This is a genomic window from uncultured Roseovarius sp., assembly GCF_947489715.1.
In the GTDB taxonomy this organism is placed as follows: Bacteria; Pseudomonadota; Alphaproteobacteria; order Rhodobacterales; family Rhodobacteraceae; genus Roseovarius.
Window position 1 is genome coordinate 1 of record NZ_CANLER010000001.1, and the last position, 18960, is coordinate 18960.

Annotated in this window: 20 protein-coding genes; 11 read left to right on the forward strand and 9 right to left on the reverse strand. The window is 60.4% G+C overall.

The window, feature by feature from the left end; all coding sequences use genetic code 11:
- Nucleotides 1-145: 145 nt before the first annotated feature.
- From phnE (Q1B27_RS00005) to psrA, 5 genes are all read right to left on the reverse strand, one after another.
- On the reverse strand, nt 146-985 hold the full coding sequence (phnE, locus tag Q1B27_RS00005) for a phosphonate ABC transporter, permease protein PhnE (protein WP_299841762.1): 840 nt from the start codon (nt 983-985) through the stop codon (nt 146-148).
- 10 nt (nt 986-995) lie between these two features.
- A complete protein-coding gene (gene phnE / locus Q1B27_RS00010; protein WP_299841765.1) occupies nt 996-1817 on the reverse strand; it encodes a phosphonate ABC transporter, permease protein PhnE in 822 nt (273 codons plus the stop codon).
- A 2-nt stretch (nt 1818-1819) separates the two neighbouring features.
- A complete protein-coding gene (phnC, locus tag Q1B27_RS00015; RefSeq protein ID WP_299841770.1) occupies nt 1820-2572 on the reverse strand; it encodes a phosphonate ABC transporter ATP-binding protein in 753 nt (250 codons plus the stop codon).
- Nucleotides 2573-2633: 61 nt separating this feature from the next.
- Nucleotides 2634-3539, reverse strand: a complete 906-nt coding sequence (locus tag Q1B27_RS00020; RefSeq protein ID WP_299841774.1) for a phosphate/phosphite/phosphonate ABC transporter substrate-binding protein — start codon at nt 3537-3539, stop codon at nt 2634-2636.
- 55 nt (nt 3540-3594) lie between these two features.
- Complete coding sequence (gene psrA / locus Q1B27_RS00025) at nt 3595-4722, reverse strand: iron-containing alcohol dehydrogenase PsrA (protein ID WP_299841777.1); 1128 nt, start codon at nt 4720-4722, stop codon at nt 3595-3597.
- A gap of 109 nt (nt 4723-4831) precedes the next feature.
- Here psrA and Q1B27_RS00030 point away from each other — a divergent pair, with 109 nt between their 5' ends.
- The gene (locus tag Q1B27_RS00030; protein WP_299841780.1) at nt 4832-5707 is read left to right on the forward strand and encodes a LysR substrate-binding domain-containing protein; all 876 of its coding nucleotides are present in this window, start codon (nt 4832-4834) and stop codon (nt 5705-5707) included.
- Nucleotides 5708-5764: 57 nt separating this feature from the next.
- Here Q1B27_RS00030 and Q1B27_RS00035 read toward each other — a convergent pair whose 3' ends face one another.
- Nucleotides 5765-7117 (reverse strand): aminotransferase class V-fold PLP-dependent enzyme, encoded by a 1353-nt coding sequence (locus Q1B27_RS00035; protein ID WP_299841783.1) that lies wholly within the window; start codon nt 7115-7117, stop codon nt 5765-5767.
- Nucleotides 7118-7149: 32 nt separating this feature from the next.
- Between Q1B27_RS00035 and Q1B27_RS00040 the strand changes: the two genes are divergently transcribed.
- The gene (locus Q1B27_RS00040; RefSeq protein ID WP_299841786.1) at nt 7150-7509 is read left to right on the forward strand and encodes a helix-turn-helix transcriptional regulator; all 360 of its coding nucleotides are present in this window, start codon (nt 7150-7152) and stop codon (nt 7507-7509) included.
- Nucleotides 7510-7764: 255 nt separating this feature from the next.
- Here the strand turns inward: Q1B27_RS00040 and Q1B27_RS00045 are convergent, their stop codons facing one another.
- Nucleotides 7765-8688, reverse strand: coding sequence for a dimethylarginine dimethylaminohydrolase family protein (locus Q1B27_RS00045; RefSeq protein WP_299841789.1), 924 nt, complete (start codon nt 8686-8688; stop codon nt 7765-7767).
- A 19-nt stretch (nt 8689-8707) separates the two neighbouring features.
- Nucleotides 8708-10270, reverse strand: a complete 1563-nt coding sequence (locus Q1B27_RS00050) for an amidohydrolase (RefSeq protein WP_299841792.1) — start codon at nt 10268-10270, stop codon at nt 8708-8710.
- 145 nt (nt 10271-10415) lie between these two features.
- On the opposite strand from Q1B27_RS00050, the gene Q1B27_RS00055 reads away from it, so the two are divergent.
- The gene (locus Q1B27_RS00055; protein WP_299841795.1) at nt 10416-11318 is read left to right on the forward strand and encodes a LysR substrate-binding domain-containing protein; all 903 of its coding nucleotides are present in this window, start codon (nt 10416-10418) and stop codon (nt 11316-11318) included.
- A gap of 148 nt (nt 11319-11466) precedes the next feature.
- Nucleotides 11467-13065, forward strand: a complete 1599-nt coding sequence (locus tag Q1B27_RS00060; protein ID WP_299841798.1) for an ABC transporter substrate-binding protein — start codon at nt 11467-11469, stop codon at nt 13063-13065.
- A gap of 100 nt (nt 13066-13165) precedes the next feature.
- Here the strand turns inward: Q1B27_RS00060 and Q1B27_RS00065 are convergent, their stop codons facing one another.
- Nucleotides 13166-13363, reverse strand: a complete 198-nt coding sequence (locus Q1B27_RS00065) for a DUF1127 domain-containing protein (RefSeq protein WP_299841801.1) — start codon at nt 13361-13363, stop codon at nt 13166-13168.
- Nucleotides 13364-13728: 365 nt separating this feature from the next.
- On the opposite strand from Q1B27_RS00065, the gene ruvC reads away from it, so the two are divergent.
- The 7 genes from ruvC (at nt 13729) to tolQ (ending at nt 18957) form a co-directional block, all read left to right on the forward strand.
- Nucleotides 13729-14226 (forward strand): crossover junction endodeoxyribonuclease RuvC, encoded by a 498-nt coding sequence (ruvC, locus tag Q1B27_RS00070; RefSeq protein ID WP_299841804.1) that lies wholly within the window; start codon nt 13729-13731, stop codon nt 14224-14226.
- Entirely contained in the window at nt 14223-14876 is a 654-nt protein-coding gene (ruvA, locus tag Q1B27_RS00075; RefSeq protein WP_299841807.1) for a Holliday junction branch migration protein RuvA, read from the forward strand. The genes ruvC and ruvA overlap by 4 nt, the downstream gene beginning before the upstream one ends.
- Nucleotides 14877-14882: 6 nt before the next feature.
- Nucleotides 14883-15767 carry a GIY-YIG nuclease family protein gene (locus tag Q1B27_RS00080; protein ID WP_299841810.1) on the forward strand — a complete coding sequence of 295 codons (885 nt, stop codon included), beginning with the start codon at nt 14883-14885 and terminating at the stop codon, nt 15765-15767.
- Nucleotides 15764-16792, forward strand: a complete 1029-nt coding sequence (gene ruvB / locus Q1B27_RS00085) for a Holliday junction branch migration DNA helicase RuvB (protein WP_299841813.1) — start codon at nt 15764-15766, stop codon at nt 16790-16792. The genes Q1B27_RS00080 and ruvB overlap by 4 nt, the downstream gene beginning before the upstream one ends.
- Nucleotides 16793-16903: 111 nt before the next feature.
- Nucleotides 16904-17545, forward strand: coding sequence for a hypothetical protein (locus Q1B27_RS00090; protein ID WP_299841816.1), 642 nt, complete (start codon nt 16904-16906; stop codon nt 17543-17545).
- Nucleotides 17546-17758: 213 nt separating this feature from the next.
- Complete coding sequence (gene ybgC, locus Q1B27_RS00095) at nt 17759-18148, forward strand: tol-pal system-associated acyl-CoA thioesterase (RefSeq protein ID WP_299841819.1); 390 nt, start codon at nt 17759-17761, stop codon at nt 18146-18148.
- 113 nt (nt 18149-18261) lie between these two features.
- Entirely contained in the window at nt 18262-18957 is a 696-nt protein-coding gene (gene tolQ, locus Q1B27_RS00100) for a protein TolQ (RefSeq protein ID WP_299841822.1), read from the forward strand.
- Nucleotides 18958-18960: the final 3 nt, after the last annotated feature.

Below are 18960 nucleotides of genomic sequence, written 5' to 3' on the forward strand. Positions count from 1 at the left end.
GACAAATCGAGATCGCACATACCTTCGGAAACATATATTCACGACCATTCGCAAATACTGAACTCTCTTTCGTCATGACAATTTCTCCTTGTTCTCCGCCACGGGCGGATCGTTGTCGGTTTCCATTCGCGGCAATTGTGGGTGGTTATTTGGCCCGGTTGACGGCGCTACGCAGCCAGCCCGAGATGAATTCGGCAATCAGTACCATTGCGATGATCGACAGGATGATTGCACCAACACGCAGGTTTTCAAGTTGCTGGACGTTGCGTTTGAGATACCAGCCCATGCCGCCACCACCGAAGAAGCCCACAACCGTTGCCGCCCGGAAGGCGACATCCCAGGTGTAGATCGCGATGCCCGTGAAGGCGACGCGCACCTGCGGCACGACCGCGTAGAGGAACACCTGAAACGGGTTGGCGCCGGCGGCCCGCATCGCATCGACCGGTCCCATGTCGATGGCCTCGATCTCGTCCGAGAAAAGTTTGCCCGCGAAGCCGATGCAGAACATGGTCAGCGCGCTGACACCGGCCAGCATGCCAAAGCCGAGCACCGAGACAAAGAGGATGGTCCAGATTGTTTCATGAATGGCCCGGCAGGAGATCACGCCAAACCGTCCGAGCGGGAAGAATAATCTGCGGTTCGGCGTCACGTTCCAGGCCGAAAACCAGGCCAGCGGAATGGCCAGAAACACCCCGGCGATGCCGCCCAGAAACGACATTTGCAATGTATCCAGGATCGAAGCCAGGTAGCCGGGATCGGTGATATAGGCCAGATCCGGCGGGTAGAAACGGTCGGCGACCACACCGACAAGCTTGCCCAGGGCGCCCAGCATCATCAGCACGTCGATGTTGAGGAAATAGAGAGAATAGGTCAGGAACACGAGCACGGCGAGCAGTGTGCCAAAGCTCCAGAGGGATTCAGGAAAGCTGTAGCGCGACCATGTTCTGAGCGGTTTTTGCGGGGAGAGGGATGTCTGTTCACTCATCGTCATCTCCTCAGATCACGGCTTTGCGCAGGTAGTGTGAAATCACCTCACCCAGCACGATCAGCAGCAGGATTGCCAGAATGACCATGGTGACGCCGCCGTAGTTGAAACTGTTCATCTGCCGGAAGAACAAAAGGCCAAGCCCGCCAGCCCCCACCAGCCCCATCACCGCCGAGCGGCGGATGTTGATGTCCCACTCGAAGATGACAGTGGCCAGCACGACCGGGTAAATCTGCGGCAGGATGCCGTAATACATCACCTGAAACTCGTTGCCGCCGGTGGCGCGAATGGCCTCGACCGGTTTGGCGTCGATATTTTCGATCGCTTCGGCGGTGATTTTCGAAATGAAGCCGACCGATCGCATCGCGATCGCCAATATCCCCGGCAGAGCGCCCAGGCCCACGGCGCTGACAAAAATCAGCGCCCAGACGATTTCATGTACGCTGCGGCTGAGAACCATCAAGAAACGGCCCACGGGGTAGAGGATCGTCTTGCTGGGGGTGACGTTTGCCGCGCCCAGCCAGGCGACCGGCAGCGAGAAGAAACAGCCCAGGACCGTGCCAACCGATGCCATCATGAAGGTTTCAATCGTCGGCACCAGCAATTCGGGCAAAAGGCCCCAGTCGATCTGGATATAACGGCCGATCGAAGCCCAGACACCGCTGCGCCCACCAATACGGGACCAATCGGTGTCTTCGATGATCGTGCCCTGAACGCACCATGCGGCGAAGGCCAGAAATACCCCCCAGAACAGCAGCATCTTAAACTGGCGCTTTCGGCGCAGCTCGGTCTGAACGGACAGGCTGGCGATATGGGTGTCAGAGACAGCCATGCTCAGAGCACCTCCATCGCGTAGATGTCTTCGAGATCGCTGTCGCGGAGCGTTTTTGTGTCGCCGTCAAACTTTTTGTACCCGTCCTGAAGGCCGATGATCCGGTTGCAGAACTCCTTGGCCAGTTGCACATCGTGGATATTGCAAAGTGCGGGCACGCCAAGTTCCTTTGCGATGCTCATGATCAGGGCCATCACTTCGCGTGAGATCTTGGGATCGAGGGCTGACGTGGGTTCATCCAGCAGCAAAAGCTTGGGCTGCTGCATCAGGGCGCGGGCAATGCCGACCCTTTGTCGCTGCCCGCCGGACAGTTCATCCGCGCGTTTGTTGACATGATCGCTCAGGCCGACCCGGTCGAGATAGTCGAGTGCGCGGTGAACATCTTCCTTGGGAAAATGACGAAACAGGCTGCGTATATTGCCGGTATACCCAAGGCGCCCCGACAGCACGTTATCCATGACGGACATGCGGTTGATCAGGTTGAATTCCTGAAAAATCATACCGACATTGCGGCGCAGTCCGCGCAATTCCCGTGCGCTGAGGGTCCGCACGTCCTGACCCAGAAGCGTAATCTGCCCATCTGTCGGTTCTACCAGCCGGTTCACGCAGCGGATCAGGGTGGATTTACCCGCACCGCTGGGGCCGATCATGGCGAGGAAATCATCGCTTTCGACGTCGAAGTCGATCCCTTTCAGGATTTCCGGCCCCTTGGCCGAATAGCGTACTCTCAGGTTTCTTACGGAAAGGACGGACATCGAAATACTCTCCCTTTGCGCTTGCCCTCGCTTTCACGAAGGCAAGTCGCGTTGGACGCTATTACTTCTTGGCGTCTTTGGCAGCTTTGAGGTCACGAATGATGTCGTAATCTGCATCGGTCATTGCCACGAACTTGCTGGCGTTGACGTTCTCCAGATACTGTCTGCCTTCCTCGCTTTCGCTCAGATTAAGGAATGCATTTTGGATCTGGTCAATGATCTCGGGGCAGAGGCGACCATTCACCACGAACGGGTCCTGCGGGATCACCGGCGATGACCACAAAACGGTATAGTCTTCCATCTTGGCGATACCGCGATCCAGCACGTTGTCCAGACGGTGAGTGGCGACAAAGGCCGCATCTACCTGGCCTTCAAACACGGCAACCGCCGACAGATCGTGCCCGCCTGTGTAGACAACGCGCGAGAAGTAATCCTCTAGCTCGGCGCCAATCACCTTGGTGAAGGACACGCGCGGCAGGAGGTTGCCCGAGGTGCTGGCCGGGTCCGTCAATCCGATGACGACACCCTTCAGGTCCTCAACGGATTTGTAACCAGAGTCGGCCCGCGCCACCAGCACGGCCTTGTAACCGGGGCCTTCTTCCTGAAAGTGACCCTTGTGTTTGGCGTAGGTTGCCACCACCCGCAATTCAGGATCCTTGTCCTGGGCAATGACATAGGAGTAGGGGCCGTGCATGCCCAGATCGACAAACCCGCCCAGCATCGCCTCGACGACCGAGGCATAGGATGTTGGCAGGAAAAACTCGACGTTCTTGCCGGTGGCTGATTTGATCTCATTGACCAGTGGTTCGTAGAGCGTAAGCTCTTGCGTTGTTTCCTCGGTCGGGATCATCGAGAAGCGGATAACCTCGGGGTCTTTGCATTCCTGTGCCTGCGCCGCCCCCATGAGTGACAGAGACCCAAGCAGTGCTGCGCCTATTGTTCTTGTTGTTTTAGTCCAGATTTTCATGTCGTTCCTCCGTTGGTAAATTGAATACACCCCAATGTATTCACAGCCTTATTTGTTATGCAGGTGACAGGCTGATGACGCCTGACCGGGTGGCTGCTTCTAAGAAGTTCTCTTTTGTGCCGACAAAATTCTTGCCGCGTTCACCCGCGAATGCCTCGTCTATGATGGTCTTGCAGGCGGCGTCGGGCACGCCGTGGTCGGTAAACTTGCTGCCAACGCCAAGCTCGCCCAGAAACGCAGTTAGCTCGTCCGCGCCCTTGTTCAGATCGTCGCCGAAAATCTGTTTCAGCGCGGTCTCTCGGAACCCGCCCAGCCCTGCGACAGACCGCAATACTGTTGGCAATGTGAACGAACAGGCGATGCCGTGCTGAACACCCCAGCCCAGCGTGATCGGATAGGACAGGTTATGTGCGATGGCAGTTTTCGTGTTTGAAAAGGCAAGGCCCGCGTTCAGCGACGCCTCGGCAATCCGGCTGCGCCGATCAAGATCGCCAAGATTGCGCAAAAGGCCTGGTAAATCGGCAAGGATGGCGCGTGCCGAGGCGACCGCGTGGCGGGCGGAAACCGGATTTGCGTTGACGTTCCAGATGCTTTCGACCGAATGCGACAGAGCATCAAGCCCGGTTGCAAGGGTCAGCCCATAGGGCTTTTCTAGCATCAGCATCGGGTCGACTACGGCGGTTTCGGGATAAAGGTTTTCCCGCGCCAGTGAGTATTTACGCCCGCTTTCTTCGTCCCAGACCGTGGCCCAGCAGGTGACCTCGCTGCCCGTGCCCGCGGTCGTTGGCACCGCGATGATCGGAATGGCGGAAAGTGCGGCCTCGCCTTCCTTGGTTTCAAGAAAACGCCTGACTTTGCTGAAATCACCGGCGGCGGCGGCAAAGACCTTTGCGGAATCGATGACTGACCCGCCACCCAACGCGACGATGACCTCGGGTTGCGCGGTCAGGGTGGCAAAGCGGGCGGCCTGGCCATCCAGCAACCGGCAATCGGGATTGGGTGCGATATCTTCAATGACCAGAAGCGGCGCTCCTGCCGCCTCGATCAGCTTTTGGGACAATGCCTGAAACGGCGCGTCCGGGTAGGTAACAAGCGCATAGGAACGACCTGCAATCAGCGCCGCAAGGGATGCAAAACGGCCATTGCCGAATAGAATTCTGACGGGATTTTTATATTCCCACATGCCGGTACCCCCTCCAACTCCATTGGACCAGTCGTTATCGGTCAGATCATGTGGTAGAGATTTCCATATAACAAATTGATTATTTAGATCATATCTATAGGCTGTATGAATGCTTTCTACTGCTCTGCGCTCTTTCCATGCTGTTGCGCGTCATGGTGGTTTCTCTGCCGCTGCCCGCGCCCTGAACATCAGCCAGCCAACGCTTTCAACTCAGGTCAAGGCGTTGGAATCTCGCTATGACGTCGAGTTGTTCAACCGCATCGGGCGGCAGGTTCGCCTTACGCTTGCCGGGGCGGAGCTTTACAAGGCAACGATGCGGTTGCACCAAAGCGAGACCGAAGCGGAGGATCTGCTGAATGCTTTCAAGGGGCTGCATTCCGGGTCCCTCAAAATCGCGGCGGTCGGACCGTTTCACGCAACGGACATGATCGTCGCGTTCAAATCGCGCCACCCGAAGATCGATATCAGCGTCCAGTTCGGCAATTCGCAGCGCAGCTTTGAACGGCTGCTGGCCTATGAGGCGGATGTCGGTCTGATTGCCGAAGTGAATGCCGATCCAAGGGTGATCACAGAGCCCTACAGTACCCATGATGTCGTGGTTTTCGCCAATGCCCGGCATCCGTTTTTCAATCGCAAGAGCATTTCGATCACCGAACTACAGGGCCAGAAGGTGGTGCAACGCGAAAGCGGGTCGACCACCCGCACCGCGATGGAACAGGCGCTGGCACGGTACGACATTTCCATTGATGTTGTTCTTGATATTGGCAGCCGCGAAGGCATCTGGAAAGCGGTCGAGCAGGGGTTGGGCATCGGTTTCGTCGCTGATTTCGAGTTTGTCCCACATCCGAACCTACGCGCTGTCCCGATCCGGGACGCAACCGTGAGCACACAATACTATCTTGCGTATCTTGAAGAGCGAAAACATTCCCGGCTGGTGCGTGCCTTTTGCGATGTCGCCCATACGCCCAAGAATGAGTTTGAGTGACAACTGATCGAGCATTCCCAACCGCCTTTTTTGAAAGCAACCGATCCTTTGGCTGACCTATTTTGCGGTCGCGATAGCGCGGATCAGCCGGTCAATATCGTCATCGCTTGTCGACCAGTTTGATACGCTTATCCGAAACCCGGAATGCCCTTGCCAGGTGGCTGCGCCGAACCAGGCTGCACCAGAGGTTTGAATTTTCTGGACGATCGCGGCAGCCCGGTCACCACCCTCGGGTAGGGTTGCAAACACCTGGTTGAAATGAATTTCGTGGGGCACGAGAAAGCCCATGTCCTGAAGCTCTTGCGAAATTCGGATGGCGTGATGATGAAAACGGTCTACCAGATCACGAACACCGCTTCCTCCCAGCGACAAAAGCGCGGCCCAGGTTTCTGCGCCACGGGCCGAACGGCTAAATTCTGGCGCAAAGTCTGCCGGGCTGGGATCAGTTGCGGGCAGATAGGAGGCCCCGATCGCCATCGACGCGCGGAATTCATCGGGATGGCGACAAAGGGCCAGCCCGGAATCGTAGGGGGCGTTCAGCGTCTTGTGCGCGTCCACGACCCAACTGTCGGCTAATTCAATTCCCTTGGTGGCCCGGGACGTTTCTGTTCCTGCCCGCATCCATAATCCGAATGCCCCGTCGACGTGAAGCCACGCTCCGGCCTCTTTGCTTCGACGCGCGATTTCGCCAATGGGATCGACCGCACCGGTGCATACATTTCCGGCCTGCGCGATCACCAATGTACGTTGGTCGAGTGTAGGCACATCATCAAGTCGCATCCGGCCCTGACCGTCGGTGTCGACATATTCGATGTTGGCCGTTCCCAGACCAGCCATCCTGAGCGATTTAAGCACGGTGGCATGTATTTCCTTGCTGGCGACCACCCTGATGGGTGGCGCGCCGATCAGGCCAAGACCTCGTGCATGACCTTGCCTTTCAAGAAGTACGTCACGCGCTGTTACCAGAAGTGACATGTTCGCCATTGTCGCGCCACTTGTGAAAGCGCCCTGGGTTTCATCCGGCAGGTTCAGAAGGTCCACGACCCACCGGATGGCGACGTCCTCTAACTTGAGGACGGACGGGCCTGTCAACGCATCGGCAACTTGGTCCCAGGCCGATAACATCGCCCGCGCGCCCGACGCTGCCGGAAGCGCCCCACCTATGACATACCCGAAATACCGCCCGGCAGCAGAAGCAACAGTCGCGTCGCGCCCGGCGTCGTCCAGCAATTCCAGAACGTCTGATGCGCTAAGGCCAGTATCAGGCAACGGGAAATCCAGATCCCCCAACTTATTGGTGTTTGCATGGACATTTCGGCTGGACAGCGATCTTAAATAATCCGCACCTCTTTTTGCGCCCGCTTCAAAGGCTTCACTCTGGATATGCAGGGGATCGGAAGGTATTGTCATGACAGGGTCCATATAGAAGAGAATCTATATAGATGATTGACAATATAGATGAAGAGTCAAGTGTGCCCGCATTGGTCGCGCTTGCCAGCCCCGTCAGGTTGCGCATTTTGATGTGGTTGCTTGATCCGAGGGCCCATTTCTCCGAGCAACGGGATGGCGATCTGGTCGATGATGGTGTGTGCGTGGGGTTCATTACGGAGAAGGCGGGGCTGAGCCAGCCGACAATCAGTTCGCATATGAAGAAATTATCCGATGCGGGATTGGTCCGTGGTAAGCGGATCGGGAATTGGATGTTCTACAAACCGGTCCGCGAGGTGCTTGCCTCGGTCGGTGAGGGGCTTGCGTCTGTGGCGCGCATCGAACCTTCGCAACCTTCGAACCCAGAGGTCTGATCAACCCGGCTGAGTATGGGCCAATTCGAAATTTACGACCTAAAAAATTGCCCTTATCCTGAAAGGCACTTTTGGCGGCCCGAACCGCGCAAAACGATGGGCCAGGCCAGTGGGTGCGTCCAAGGTTTTGATTTGTTCTCTGGCGAAGAACGTCGGGCATTTGGACCTGTGTGGTCGAACACCGGCTTTGGGCGGTCGACCACTGGACGTTTTTCATCGTGTATAACTCAGCCGTGCGATTTTTCGGGCACGGTGTTATGCCTCGCGACGCAGCGCCTGGGCCATGCAATGAATGCCGCCGCCGGTCTTCGAGATTTCGGCAGTGTCGACGGCGGCGACTTCGAAGCCACGGGCGCGGAGTTGGTCGATCAGGACCGTGGACGACGATGGTGCGATCACCTTGTCGTTGCCCAGCGACATCATGTTGCAGCCAAGCGCCATCGTGTCCTGGAACGGCACGTCGATGATCTCGTGGCCTTTCGCGCGCAGCCAGTCGACGATCGCGGGGTCGGTACAGGCCAGGCAGACCGCCGTCAGCTTGTCGGCCACGGGCACGACCATCAGGTCGATATGCACGTAATATTCGTCGATATAGGCGATACGCACCTCCCAGCCCTCGGCCTCGAACCAGCCGGCGACCTGCCTGGCGCCGGCCTCGTTGGTGCGGGCCTCGCCGCAGCCGATCAGCACGCAGCCTTCCTCGATCACGTTGAAATCGCCACCTTCGAAGGTGCCGGCGGTGACCATGTCATAGATCGGGATGCCCAGCTTCTCGTAGGCGCGGATGGCGGCGTAATTCTCGCCGCGCCGCCACCATTGCGACATGGCGGTGATGAAGGCGCCATAGGGGGTCATGCAGGAGCTGTCGCGGGAATAGACCTGCATGGTCAATTCCGGCTCGGCCTCTAGCATGTGAACCTTGACGTTGAAATGGCGGTAGGCATCGACCAGTTCGGCGTGCTGGGCCTGGGCGGTCTGGATGTTGCAGGGGGCTTCGCGCAGGTGTTTGCGCGACAGGCTTGACGTGGCGCGGTGAAAAAGATGCGCGGGCGAGCCGAGCAGAACATCGGTCAGCGGGTCGGTTTCATTGCGAAAGCCCCAACCGGTCAGCGGCGCGGTGCCGCCCTTGGGGTTGCGGCGTTGCAGGGTGAAGGAGTCGGTCGATTTATCAAGAGCCATGGAGGGGGTCCTTTCAGTTTCAGGCGCCGGGCAGGGCGGAGGGAATCCACCAGTCGCGCCCACGGGGTGTGGTTACATATTCCGGCCAGCGGAAATGGATTGGTGGGTCGTAATCGCAGAGCGGTGGGATCATCGCCTCCTCTGCGGCTCGGGTCTTGAATTCCGTCATTGCGGCCGCGCGGGCGGCTTCATCCTCGAGCAGGCGCAGGGCCGAGGCGGCGAGGGTCTTGGCGGCGCAGCGGATCATCGGGTCGATGGTGGCGGGGATGCCGCCAAGCGCGTTCATCACCCAAGGCGGATAGGGGCCACCGCGCAGGGCCGGGCGGGCGATGTAGAACCGCGCCGTGGGGGCGTGCCAGCACATGTCGGTATAGTCGTCCGAAGTGGAATTGAGCTGGCTGGACGGCAGGTCGCGGCGCAGGATTTCTTCGGCCTCCTGCGGCGGGACCAGCCGGGTGAGTTCATCGATAAAGGGCTTTTCCATCGGCTCGGTGCCCGCATTGCGCTGGATCTCGCGGGCGATGTTGTCTGCCGCCTCGTCCCAGTGCGGCGCGCCGACCGCCTGCAGCGCGTCCCAGACCACGTTCGCCATGGCATGATTGGCAAGGCCGGGGCGGGATTTGCAGACCCAGTGACGTTCCACCCGGCAGCCGGTCATCGCGGCGGCGGCCTCGGCATTGCGATCGAGAACGGCGGTGATCCGGTCGGACATCGCAAGGGTCGGCACGCGCATCATGTACTGGATTTCGGCCAGACCGGCGGGCAGGTTGTCGGCGGTGGCCTGCCCGGCGGTCAGGATCGCCTCGGAGATCGACCAGCCGCCCTGATGCGGCAGCATGGCTTCGCGCAGCGCCTTGGACGATTGGTACATTGTCATCAGCGCGTCATTGGCGCCGGGCGCGCGCACGTCGGAATGGCTTTGCGGAATGGGCGCGTTATCGGTGGCGCCCCAGGTCTCGGGCGCATCGCAGATGAACCGGTAGATCATCGCGTAGGCCGCACCGCAATGGGTGTTCCAGCGGACGGTATTGCACATCGGCAGCATGTAGAAAGGGTGGAAGGACAGCATCGCCGCCAGCCCGTCATAGTAGCCTTTGGCGGCATGAATCGGCTTGGAACCACGCACCTTCTCGGCCGGTTCGCCGGTATAGCGCAGCCCGCCCTTTATCCCATGTTTTTCCATCGCGGCCTTGGTGGCCAACAGCCCGCCCAGGGTGCTGATGCCCAGCCCCGAATGCGGGTCGGTATGGCCGCCGGCCTGAAACCCAAGGCCCTTGCGCGGTTCGCGCCGGGTGCCGGCCGCCTGGCAGTTTCCGGGCACCGCGTCATATTCGGCATACATGCCGATCACCGGCCCGTCGCCATTGGACCATTCCGCGCAGAAGGCGGTGGGCATGCCGCCGGAGCCTTCTTCGACGGTGAACCCCTCGGCGCGCAGGCGGGATACATACCATTCCGCCGAGCGGTATTCGCGCCAGGCGGTTTCACCAAAGTCGAAGATGGTCGAACACCAGACCGAAAGCTCGGGCATCCGGGCATCGACGATGTTCAGCGCATCGGACTGGGCGTTTGTCAGCGGCATCAGGGTCTCCTTGGCGGATATTTAGACAGTGCAGGGCGTGCCGGGAAAGTGAAACATTTTCTTTTGCTTGGGTAATTTCCTTCACCTTTTGCCGGAATTGCGCAAAACTGGCTGCGACAAGGGTATCTGAAGGGAGCCGGGGCTGATGTCGCGCATTCCGACAACGCAGGCGCTGCGCGCGCTGGAGAGCTTTGCGCGCCACGGGGTCGTGTGGAAAGCGGCGGAGGAGCTGAACCTGACGCGCAGTGCGGTCAGCCATCAATTGCGCCTGCTGGAACGCGACCTGGGGTTCACGCTGTTCAACCGCGTCGGCACGGGGATCGAGCTGACCAGCCGGGGCCGGGCTTATGCGGGTGACGTGCGTGAGGCGTTGTCCGTGATCAGCCGGTCGGCCTCGCGCCATGCGGGGGGCGGGCTAACGGGGCAGCTGATTGTCAGCGCGACGCCGGGTTTCGCGGCCAATTGGTTGAACACCAAGATCTCGCGTTTCCGGGCGATGTGCCCGGATGTCGCGCTGTCGGTCGTGCTGCCGGCGGCGCTGGATGATATGTCGAACCCCGAGGTCGATGTGTTTATTTCCTTTGGCGATCCGGCGCAGATCGGTGCCGGGGTCGAGGTGCTGCGCGAGGTCGAGTTCACGCCGCTGGTCAGCCCGGTGCTGCTGAATCGGTTGGGCGGGCTGACCCGGCCCGAGGACGTACTGCAGGGGGACCTGCTGCATCTGGCGGATCGCTGCGACTGGTCGGCGTGGCTGCGCCAGGCCGGGGTGAGGGATGTGCCCGAGGCCACCGGGATCGTCTATGCGGATATGACGCTGGTCTATTCGGCGGCGATCAACGCGCAAGGGATCGCCATGGGGGACGAGTTCATCTGCCATGACGCGATGGCGGCGGGCCACCTGATCCGGCCCTTCGACCTTGCGGTCAAACCGGCAAAATCCTACTATCTGTGGGTGCCGCCCGCAAAGCAGGACATGGCCAGCGTAACGGCCTTCCGGAACTGGATTCTGGCCGAGCTGCCCAGCCCGGCATCGCCACGCGCCGGGTGATTGGCAAATCTTATTTGTCTAATTGGCAAGAATAATTCCATTGTTGCCGCGCAATTGACCCTCTTAAGTTGAAGCGCGAGTGTCACCTGCTGTTGGTCAGAACCATAGCGGCGGGCGCGATCCACTTGCAGCAACGTGGGAGGAAGAAATGAACGTCTTTGATATCGAACAGCTGAAAATGAGGTTTGCCGGTGGCGGCATGAGCCGGCGCGGGTTCATGCGATCTTTGCTGGCCACGGGGATGACGGCCTCGGCGGCGACCATGATCGCGGATCAGGCGCGCGCGGCGACGCCCAATCGCGGCGGCACGCTACGGCTGGGCAAGGGCCACGGCCAGACCACCGACACGATGAACCCGGGCACCGCCGAAAATGGCTATATGGTCAACCTGCTGCAATCGTTCCACGGCTACATGACCGAAGTGGCGCCCGATGGCAGCCTTGCTGCCGGGGTTGCCGAAAGCTGGGACGCGTCGCCAGATGGCAAGACCTGGAGCTTTAACCTGCGCCAAGGTGTCACGTTCCATGACGGCAAGCCGCTGACGCCTGAGGATGTGATCGCGTCGATCAATCATCACCGGGGCGATGACTCGACCTCGGCCGCGAAACCGCTTCTGGCGGCCATCATGGACGTCAAGGCCGACGGCACGAATGCCGTGGTGTTCGAGCTGGACGCGGGCAATGCTGATTTCCCGTTCACGCTGAGCGATTATCACATTCCCATCGGGGCTTCGGCGGACGGCGCGGTGGACTGGACCACGGGCAATGGCTGTGGCGCCTACCGACTGGACAATTTCGAACCCGGTGTGCGCGCGGACCTGTCGCGCAATGACGGCCACTGGGACCTGGCCAACCGCGCGTTTTTCGACAGCGCGGAAATGCTGGCGATCACCGATACCAATGCGCGCACATCGGCGATGGTGGCGGGCGATCTGGATGCAATCGACCGGCTGGACCTGAAAACCGTCGAGCGAATCAAGCAGGTGCCGGGCATCAACGTGCATTCGATCCCCGGCACGCAGCATTTCACCTTTGAAATGATGTGCGACACCGACCCTTACACCGACCTGAACCTGCGGCTGGCGCTGAAATACGCGATTGACCGGCAAGAGTTGGTCGACAAGATCCTATTCGGCTATGGCGTCATCGGCAACGATCACCCGATCGGGCAGGGGCAGCGCTATTTCAACAAGGACCTACCGCAGCGCGAGTATGATCCGGACAAGGCCAAGTTCCACCTGAAAGAGGCCGGGTTCGAGTCGATTGACATCGACCTGTCGGCGGCAGATGCGGCCTTTGCCGGATCGGTGGACGCGGCGGTCCTCTATCAGAATTCGGCGTCCAAGGCCGGGATCAACATCAAGCCGATCCGCGAGCCGAATGACGGCTACTGGACCGATGTGTGGAACGTCAAACCCTTTGTCGCTGTCTATTGGGGCGGGCGACCCGTCGAAGACCAGATGTTTTCGACCGCATATCAGAGCGGTGTGCCCTGGAATGGCACGAAATGGTCCAATGCGCGGTTTGACGAACTGCTGATCAAAGCCCGGGCCGAGCTGCAAGACGACAAGCGCCGGGCGATGTATTACGAGATGCAGGAAATTCTGAGCAACGATGGCGGGCTGATCGCGCCGATGTTTGCCTCGTACGTGTTTGGCACCCGCGACAATGTGGTGACCCCGGCGCAGATGGGATCGAACTGGGATATGGATGGCGAACGCTGCATCGAGCGCTGGTGGTTCGCGTAAAACCGGTCACGCCCTGAAACGAAAAAAAGCCCTGCGCCGGTGATTGCGCAGGGCTTTTTACAATGCGGTGCCGATCAGGGCAGTGACCGACGCAAATACCTTAGTGGTAGATGCCGATACGGTCGATGTCGCTGCGACTCAGCCCGATATCGTCCAGCTCGCGGTCGCTGAGCTGCGACAGGGCCCTGCGGGTGGCGCGGGCTTCGAACCATGCGGTGACTGCGGCGCCGATTTTCGCCACGGTGTGACCAATGAAGCCGGTTGCGGCATGGGAGCGGGTGGTGTCGATGACGGCCATGATATTCTTCCTTCTTTCCGGGGTGTTGGCCCGGCTTTGTAACAGTTCTGTGTCTGTGGCTCAGGTAGTCCTGCGGCGGCAAAACGACAAGCAGCGAAAACTGCATATTCCCTATGCAAAAATTGCATGGGTGCAGCTTGAATGCTCGGCTGCGAAGGGGTGCATGACACCCGCCGGTCGCCTCTGCCGTGCAGGCCCCGCGGGTCCGGCCGGAACCTTGGGAGTGGTCGCCTGCATTGGTCTTGCCGGGGGCGATGCGATCAGGATGGGCCGTGATTTGCGCGGCATATCTGCGCATTCCGCTTGGTGTTTGTTCTCGTTTCGTGCTAATGCTTGGCAAAACAGAAAAGAGCAGGGCAGAATTCATGCGTGTATTGGGTATCGACCCCGGGTTGCGGAACCTCGGATGGGGCGTGATTGACGTGGATGGCAGCCGGCTGAGCCATGTGGCCAATGGCGTATGCAAATCGCGTGGCGATGACATGGCGGCGCGGCTTTTGTCGCTGCATCAACAACTTACCGCGGTGTTTACCGCCTATGCGCCGGATACGGCGGCGGTGGAGCAGACTTTCGTCAACAAGGACGGGGCGGGGACGCTGAAGCTGGGCCAGGCGCGGGGCATTGCGGTGCTGGTGCCGGCGCAGTTCGGGCTGAGCGTCGGAGAATACGCGCCGAACCGGGTGAAAAAGACGGTTGTGGGCGTGGGCCATGCCGACAAGGCGCAGATCGGACATATGGTGAAAGTGCAGTTGCCGGGCTGTGATCCTACCGGCCCGGATGCGGCGGATGCGCTGGCGATCGCGATCTGTCATGCGCATCACGCGCGGTCGGCGCAGGTCATGGTGGAAAAGGTGCGCGCATGATCGGGCGGATCGCAGGCCGGGTGGATTACCGCGCCGAGGATCACGTGCTGATCGACGTGCGCGGCGTGGGTTATCTGGTCTATTGCAATGATCGCACCCTGCAGGCGCTGCCCGCTGTGGGCGAACATACGGCACTTTATACCGACCTGCTGGTGCGCGAGGATAATCTGCAGCTTTTCGGTTTTACCTCGCTGGTGGAAAAGGAGTGGCACCGCCTGCTGATGAGCGTTCAGGGGGTCGGGGCCAAGGCGTCGATGGCGATCCTTGGCACGCTGGGGCCCGATGGCGCGGGCCGTGCGATTGCGCTGGGCGACTGGAATTCGGTGAAGGCGGCCAAGGGGATCGGCCCCAAGACGGCGCAGCGGGTGGTGAACGAGTTGAAAGACAAGGCGCCGCAGGTGATGGCGATGGGCGCGAGCCCGGCCCCGGTTGTTGATCTCGGTGGCGATGAGGTGATCGAGGCAACTGTGCCTGCCGCCCCCGTGGCCGGGTCCGGCGCGCAGGCCGAGGCGCTGTCGGCCCTGAGCAATCTGGGGTATGCCCCGGGCGAGGCGGCCGGCGCCGTGGCGCAGGCGGCAGGCGACGCGCCCGAGGCGGAGACGCCCGCATTGATCCGCGCCGCGCTAAAATTGCTGGCACCGAAAGGGTAGGCACAGATGGCTTTGCATCTTTGCATGTTGCTGAAGGCCGAAGGACTGGATCCGGCAGATGTCTCGCTGGTATTCCACAAGACTAAATTACAGCCGTTTCGTCGGATGCTGCCGTGGCTGGTCCGGCAAAGGGCAGATCTTTTCGAAGCGTATCAGGCGGTTCATTCGACACCGGCGGAGAATACGCTGAAGAAGCGCCGGTTCTGTGCGAGTTTCGTGCCGTTGGATGAACATTTGATGATGTTCGTGGGTGTGTACTGCATCGCCGGGTTTAAGGAATTACCCACCTCGTTCATCTATGCCGATCGGCGTTACAGCGAACTTGAAGAAACCTACGGCGCTACCGATACAGGACCAACAGCCAATCTTGCGCGACAGGCCACACAACTTCGCTTCGATCTCGAATGCTCGGGATATCTTGCGGATTTCTGCGGGCGGCTCATCGTGAAATCCCCGATGGGGCGGGCCTATATTCGCCGGGCCGATAAACTGAATCCTGAAATTTCGGAGCTCTTGGCCGAGCCACAGTTTGAGCCGACTTGTCCGGACTGGCGGGAACTTGTGCTGGATGGGCTGGAAGTGCGGAATCTGCCGGAGAGCTGGAGGGCACGGCTCAGGGAATGGCGCGGGATTTACCTGATCATCGACCGCGCCGGTGGCGCGCGCTATGTTGGGTCCGCCTATGGCCTGGAGAATATTCTTGGCCGTTGGCTTGCGCATGTTGCCGGCGATGTTGGCGTGACGCGCGAGCTGAAAAAACGCAGCGCCAAGGATTTTCGCTTCTCGATTCTGGAGAGGGTTTCTCCGGATGAGGTTGTTGAAGAGGTTGTCGCGTTGGAACATGGTTGGATGAATCGATTGGGCACGAGGGAATGGGGTCTGAATGCATGAGTGAGCCTGATCCCAACCTGCGCCCCGAGCAACTGCCCGACGATCAGGACCGGTCGCTCAGGCCGCAGGCGCTGAGCGAGTTCATTGGTCAAGCCGAGGCGCGGGCCAATTTGCGCGTCTTCATCCAGTCCGCCCGGCAGCGCGGCGAGGCCATGGACCATACGCTGTTTCATGGCCCCCCCGGTCTGGGCAAGACGACGCTGGCGCAGATCCTGTCGAAGGAGCTGGGCGTCGGGTTCCGGATGACATCGGGCCCGGTGCTGGCCAAGGCGGGGGATCTGGCGGCGATCCTGACCAATCTGGAGCGCAACGATGTGCTCTTCATCGACGAAATTCACCGACTGAACCCGGCGGTGGAAGAAGTGCTCTATCCCGCGCTGGAAGATTTCGAACTGGACCTGGTGATCGGCGAAGGACCGGCGGCGCGCACGGTGCGGATCGAATTGCAGCCTTTTACGCTGGTGGGCGCGACGACCCGGTTGGGGTTGCTGACCACGCCGCTGCGCGATCGTTTCGGCATCCCGGTGCGGTTGCAGTTCTATACTGAGGACGAACTGTACGAGATTGTCCGCCGCAATGCCGATCTGCTGGGCGCACCGGCGGATGCCGACGGCGCGCGCGAGATTGCCCGCCGGGCGCGCGGTACGCCCCGGATCGCCGGGCGACTGTTGCGCCGGGTGGTGGATTTTGCGCTGGTCGAGGGCGATGGGCATGTGACCCGCGCGCTGGCAGATCATGCGCTGACCCGCCTGGGCGTGGATCAGCTGGGCTGTGACGGGGCTGACCGGCGGTATCTGACGCTGATCGCCGAGGCCTATCAGGGCGGGCCGGTGGGGATCGAGACGATCAGCGCGGCGCTGTCGGAATCCCGCGATGCGCTGGAAGAGGTGATCGAGCCGTTCCTGCTGCAGCAGGGGCTGATCCAGCGCACCCCGCGCGGGCGCATGCTGGCGCAGCGGGGGTGGCGGCATCTGGGGCTGGCTGTGCCCGAGGGCAAGGCGCAATCCGATCTCTTCGGGAAATAGCCCAGCGTCGTGCAATGTGAGTATTTTGACCAAGAAGAAGGGGCGCGCGCGTTGACCCCCGGCAGGGTTTTGGTATGTCGGGCCGGGGTTTGAGCAAAAGGACCGTTGGCGATGCAACCGGACGAGATTGAGGCGCATTTCACCCGCAGCGACGGGTCGTTTCTCTTTGCCCGCTGGGGCCGGCCGATCGTGCCAATTGTGTTTGGCGTCGACGACGCCACGCTGGCGGTGGTCAAGGGCGCGGTCGAGGCGGTTGTCGCCCTGGCCGGCCACGAGATGGCCGAGACCGATCCGGAACTGGGCGCCAACCTGATGTTCTTTTTCTTCCGTGACTGGGATGAACTGCCGCAGGTGCCCGACCTGGACCGGATGGTTCCCGATCTGGAGCCTTTGGTGGAGCGTCTCAAGGCGACGGATGCCAACCAGTACCGCATCTTTCGGTTCGACGAAGATGGCGCGATCCGGGCGAGTTTCGTGTTCCTGCGGATGGATGACAACCTGAGCACCGTTCCGGCCGAGACACTGGCGCTGAGCCAAATGGTGCAGACCATCCTGCTGTGGTCGGACGAGGCCTTTACCGAGCGGTCGCCGCTGGCAGTCATGCCCGACAGCGACGCGGTGATCCTGCGGCCCGAGATCGGCGATCTGATCCGGGTGAGCTATGACCCGGTGCTGCCGCCGGTTTCGCATGACAGCAGCCATGCCCTGCGGCTGAGCGCGCGATTGCAAGCGAGTGGGGCACTGTCACATTGAGGGCGCTTGCGCGCACGCTTGATCTCTCGTCATCCGCTTCCGGCGTCTTTCTCAAGCCGCCTGTGGCACGCGGTGCGCACTTACTGCGCGCGGGGGTTTGGGGTTTAACCCCAAGGGCTTCGTGCCCTGAACGAAGACTAAAATGCGTGAGCGGTAGCGAACTCTTTTTGGGAGCGGTTGCCTGTGAGAAAAGCAAGTCTTAGGGTCCGCTGCATGAGCCATACATTCCCGATCCGCGTCTATTATGAAGATACCGACATGGGCGGGATCGTCTATTATGCCAACTACCTGAAATTTATCGAACGGGCCCGCAGTGACTGGGTGAGAGAGATTGGTATCGACCAGAACGTGATGCGCGATGGTGACGGTGTTGTCTTTGCGGTGCGGCGGGTGGAGGCCGAGTATCTGGCGCCTGCGCGGTTCGACGATTATCTGCAGGTTGAAACAATCACCCAGGCGGTGACCGGCGCGCGGCTGGTGCTGGAGCAGAAAGTCAGCCGTGGCGACGACCTGCTGTTCACCGCAAACGTGACCATTGTCTGTATCAACGAGGCTGGGCAACCCGCGCGCCTTCCGGCGAATATCCGCTTGATGCTGCACTGAACCCTGAAAATTTCCGCCTTTGACGCGTTGTGATTGGCATTCCCCTTTAAAATCGGCTAGCTTGCCCCTCAATAAGGCCGGAACAACCGGGCCGTATAAAAAAGAGCAGGCAGATGGAAGCAGAAACCCTGGCAATGGCACAGGAGATTGATTTCTCCATGTGGGCGCTATTCGCACGCGCAACCTTTATCGTAAAAGTCGTCATGCTGATGCTGATCGTGGCCTCGTTCTGGGCGTGGTCGATCATCATCCAGAAACATATCATGTACCGCCAGGCGCATCGCGAGGCTGACGTGTTCGACCGCCGTTTCTGGTCGGGTGAGCCGCTGGATCAGCTGTTTGACGAGATCGGCGCTGAACCTGCCGGGCAGTCGGAGAAGATCTTTGCCGCCGGGATGATGGAATGGCGGCGCAGTCATCGCAATGATGGCGGGCTGATCGCCGGGGCCACGGCGCGGATCGACCGCAGCATGGATGTGGCGATCGCCAAGGAAAGCGAGGGCCTGCAGAGCGGGTTACCGGTGCTGGCCACGGTGGGGTCGACGGCGCCGTTCGTAGGGTTGTTTGGCACCGTTTGGGGCATCATGAACGCCTTTATAGAGATTGCCGAGCAGCAAAGCACCAACCTGGCCGTGGTGGCGCCGGGGATCGCCGAGGCGCTTCTGGCCACGGGCCTTGGCCTGCTGGCGGCGATTCCGGCGGTGGTTTTCTACAACAAGCTGAGCGCCGACAGTGACCGGATCGTTGCAGGATACGAGGCGTTTGCCGATGAGTTCGCCACCATCCTCAGCCGCCAGCTGGACAGCTGAGCG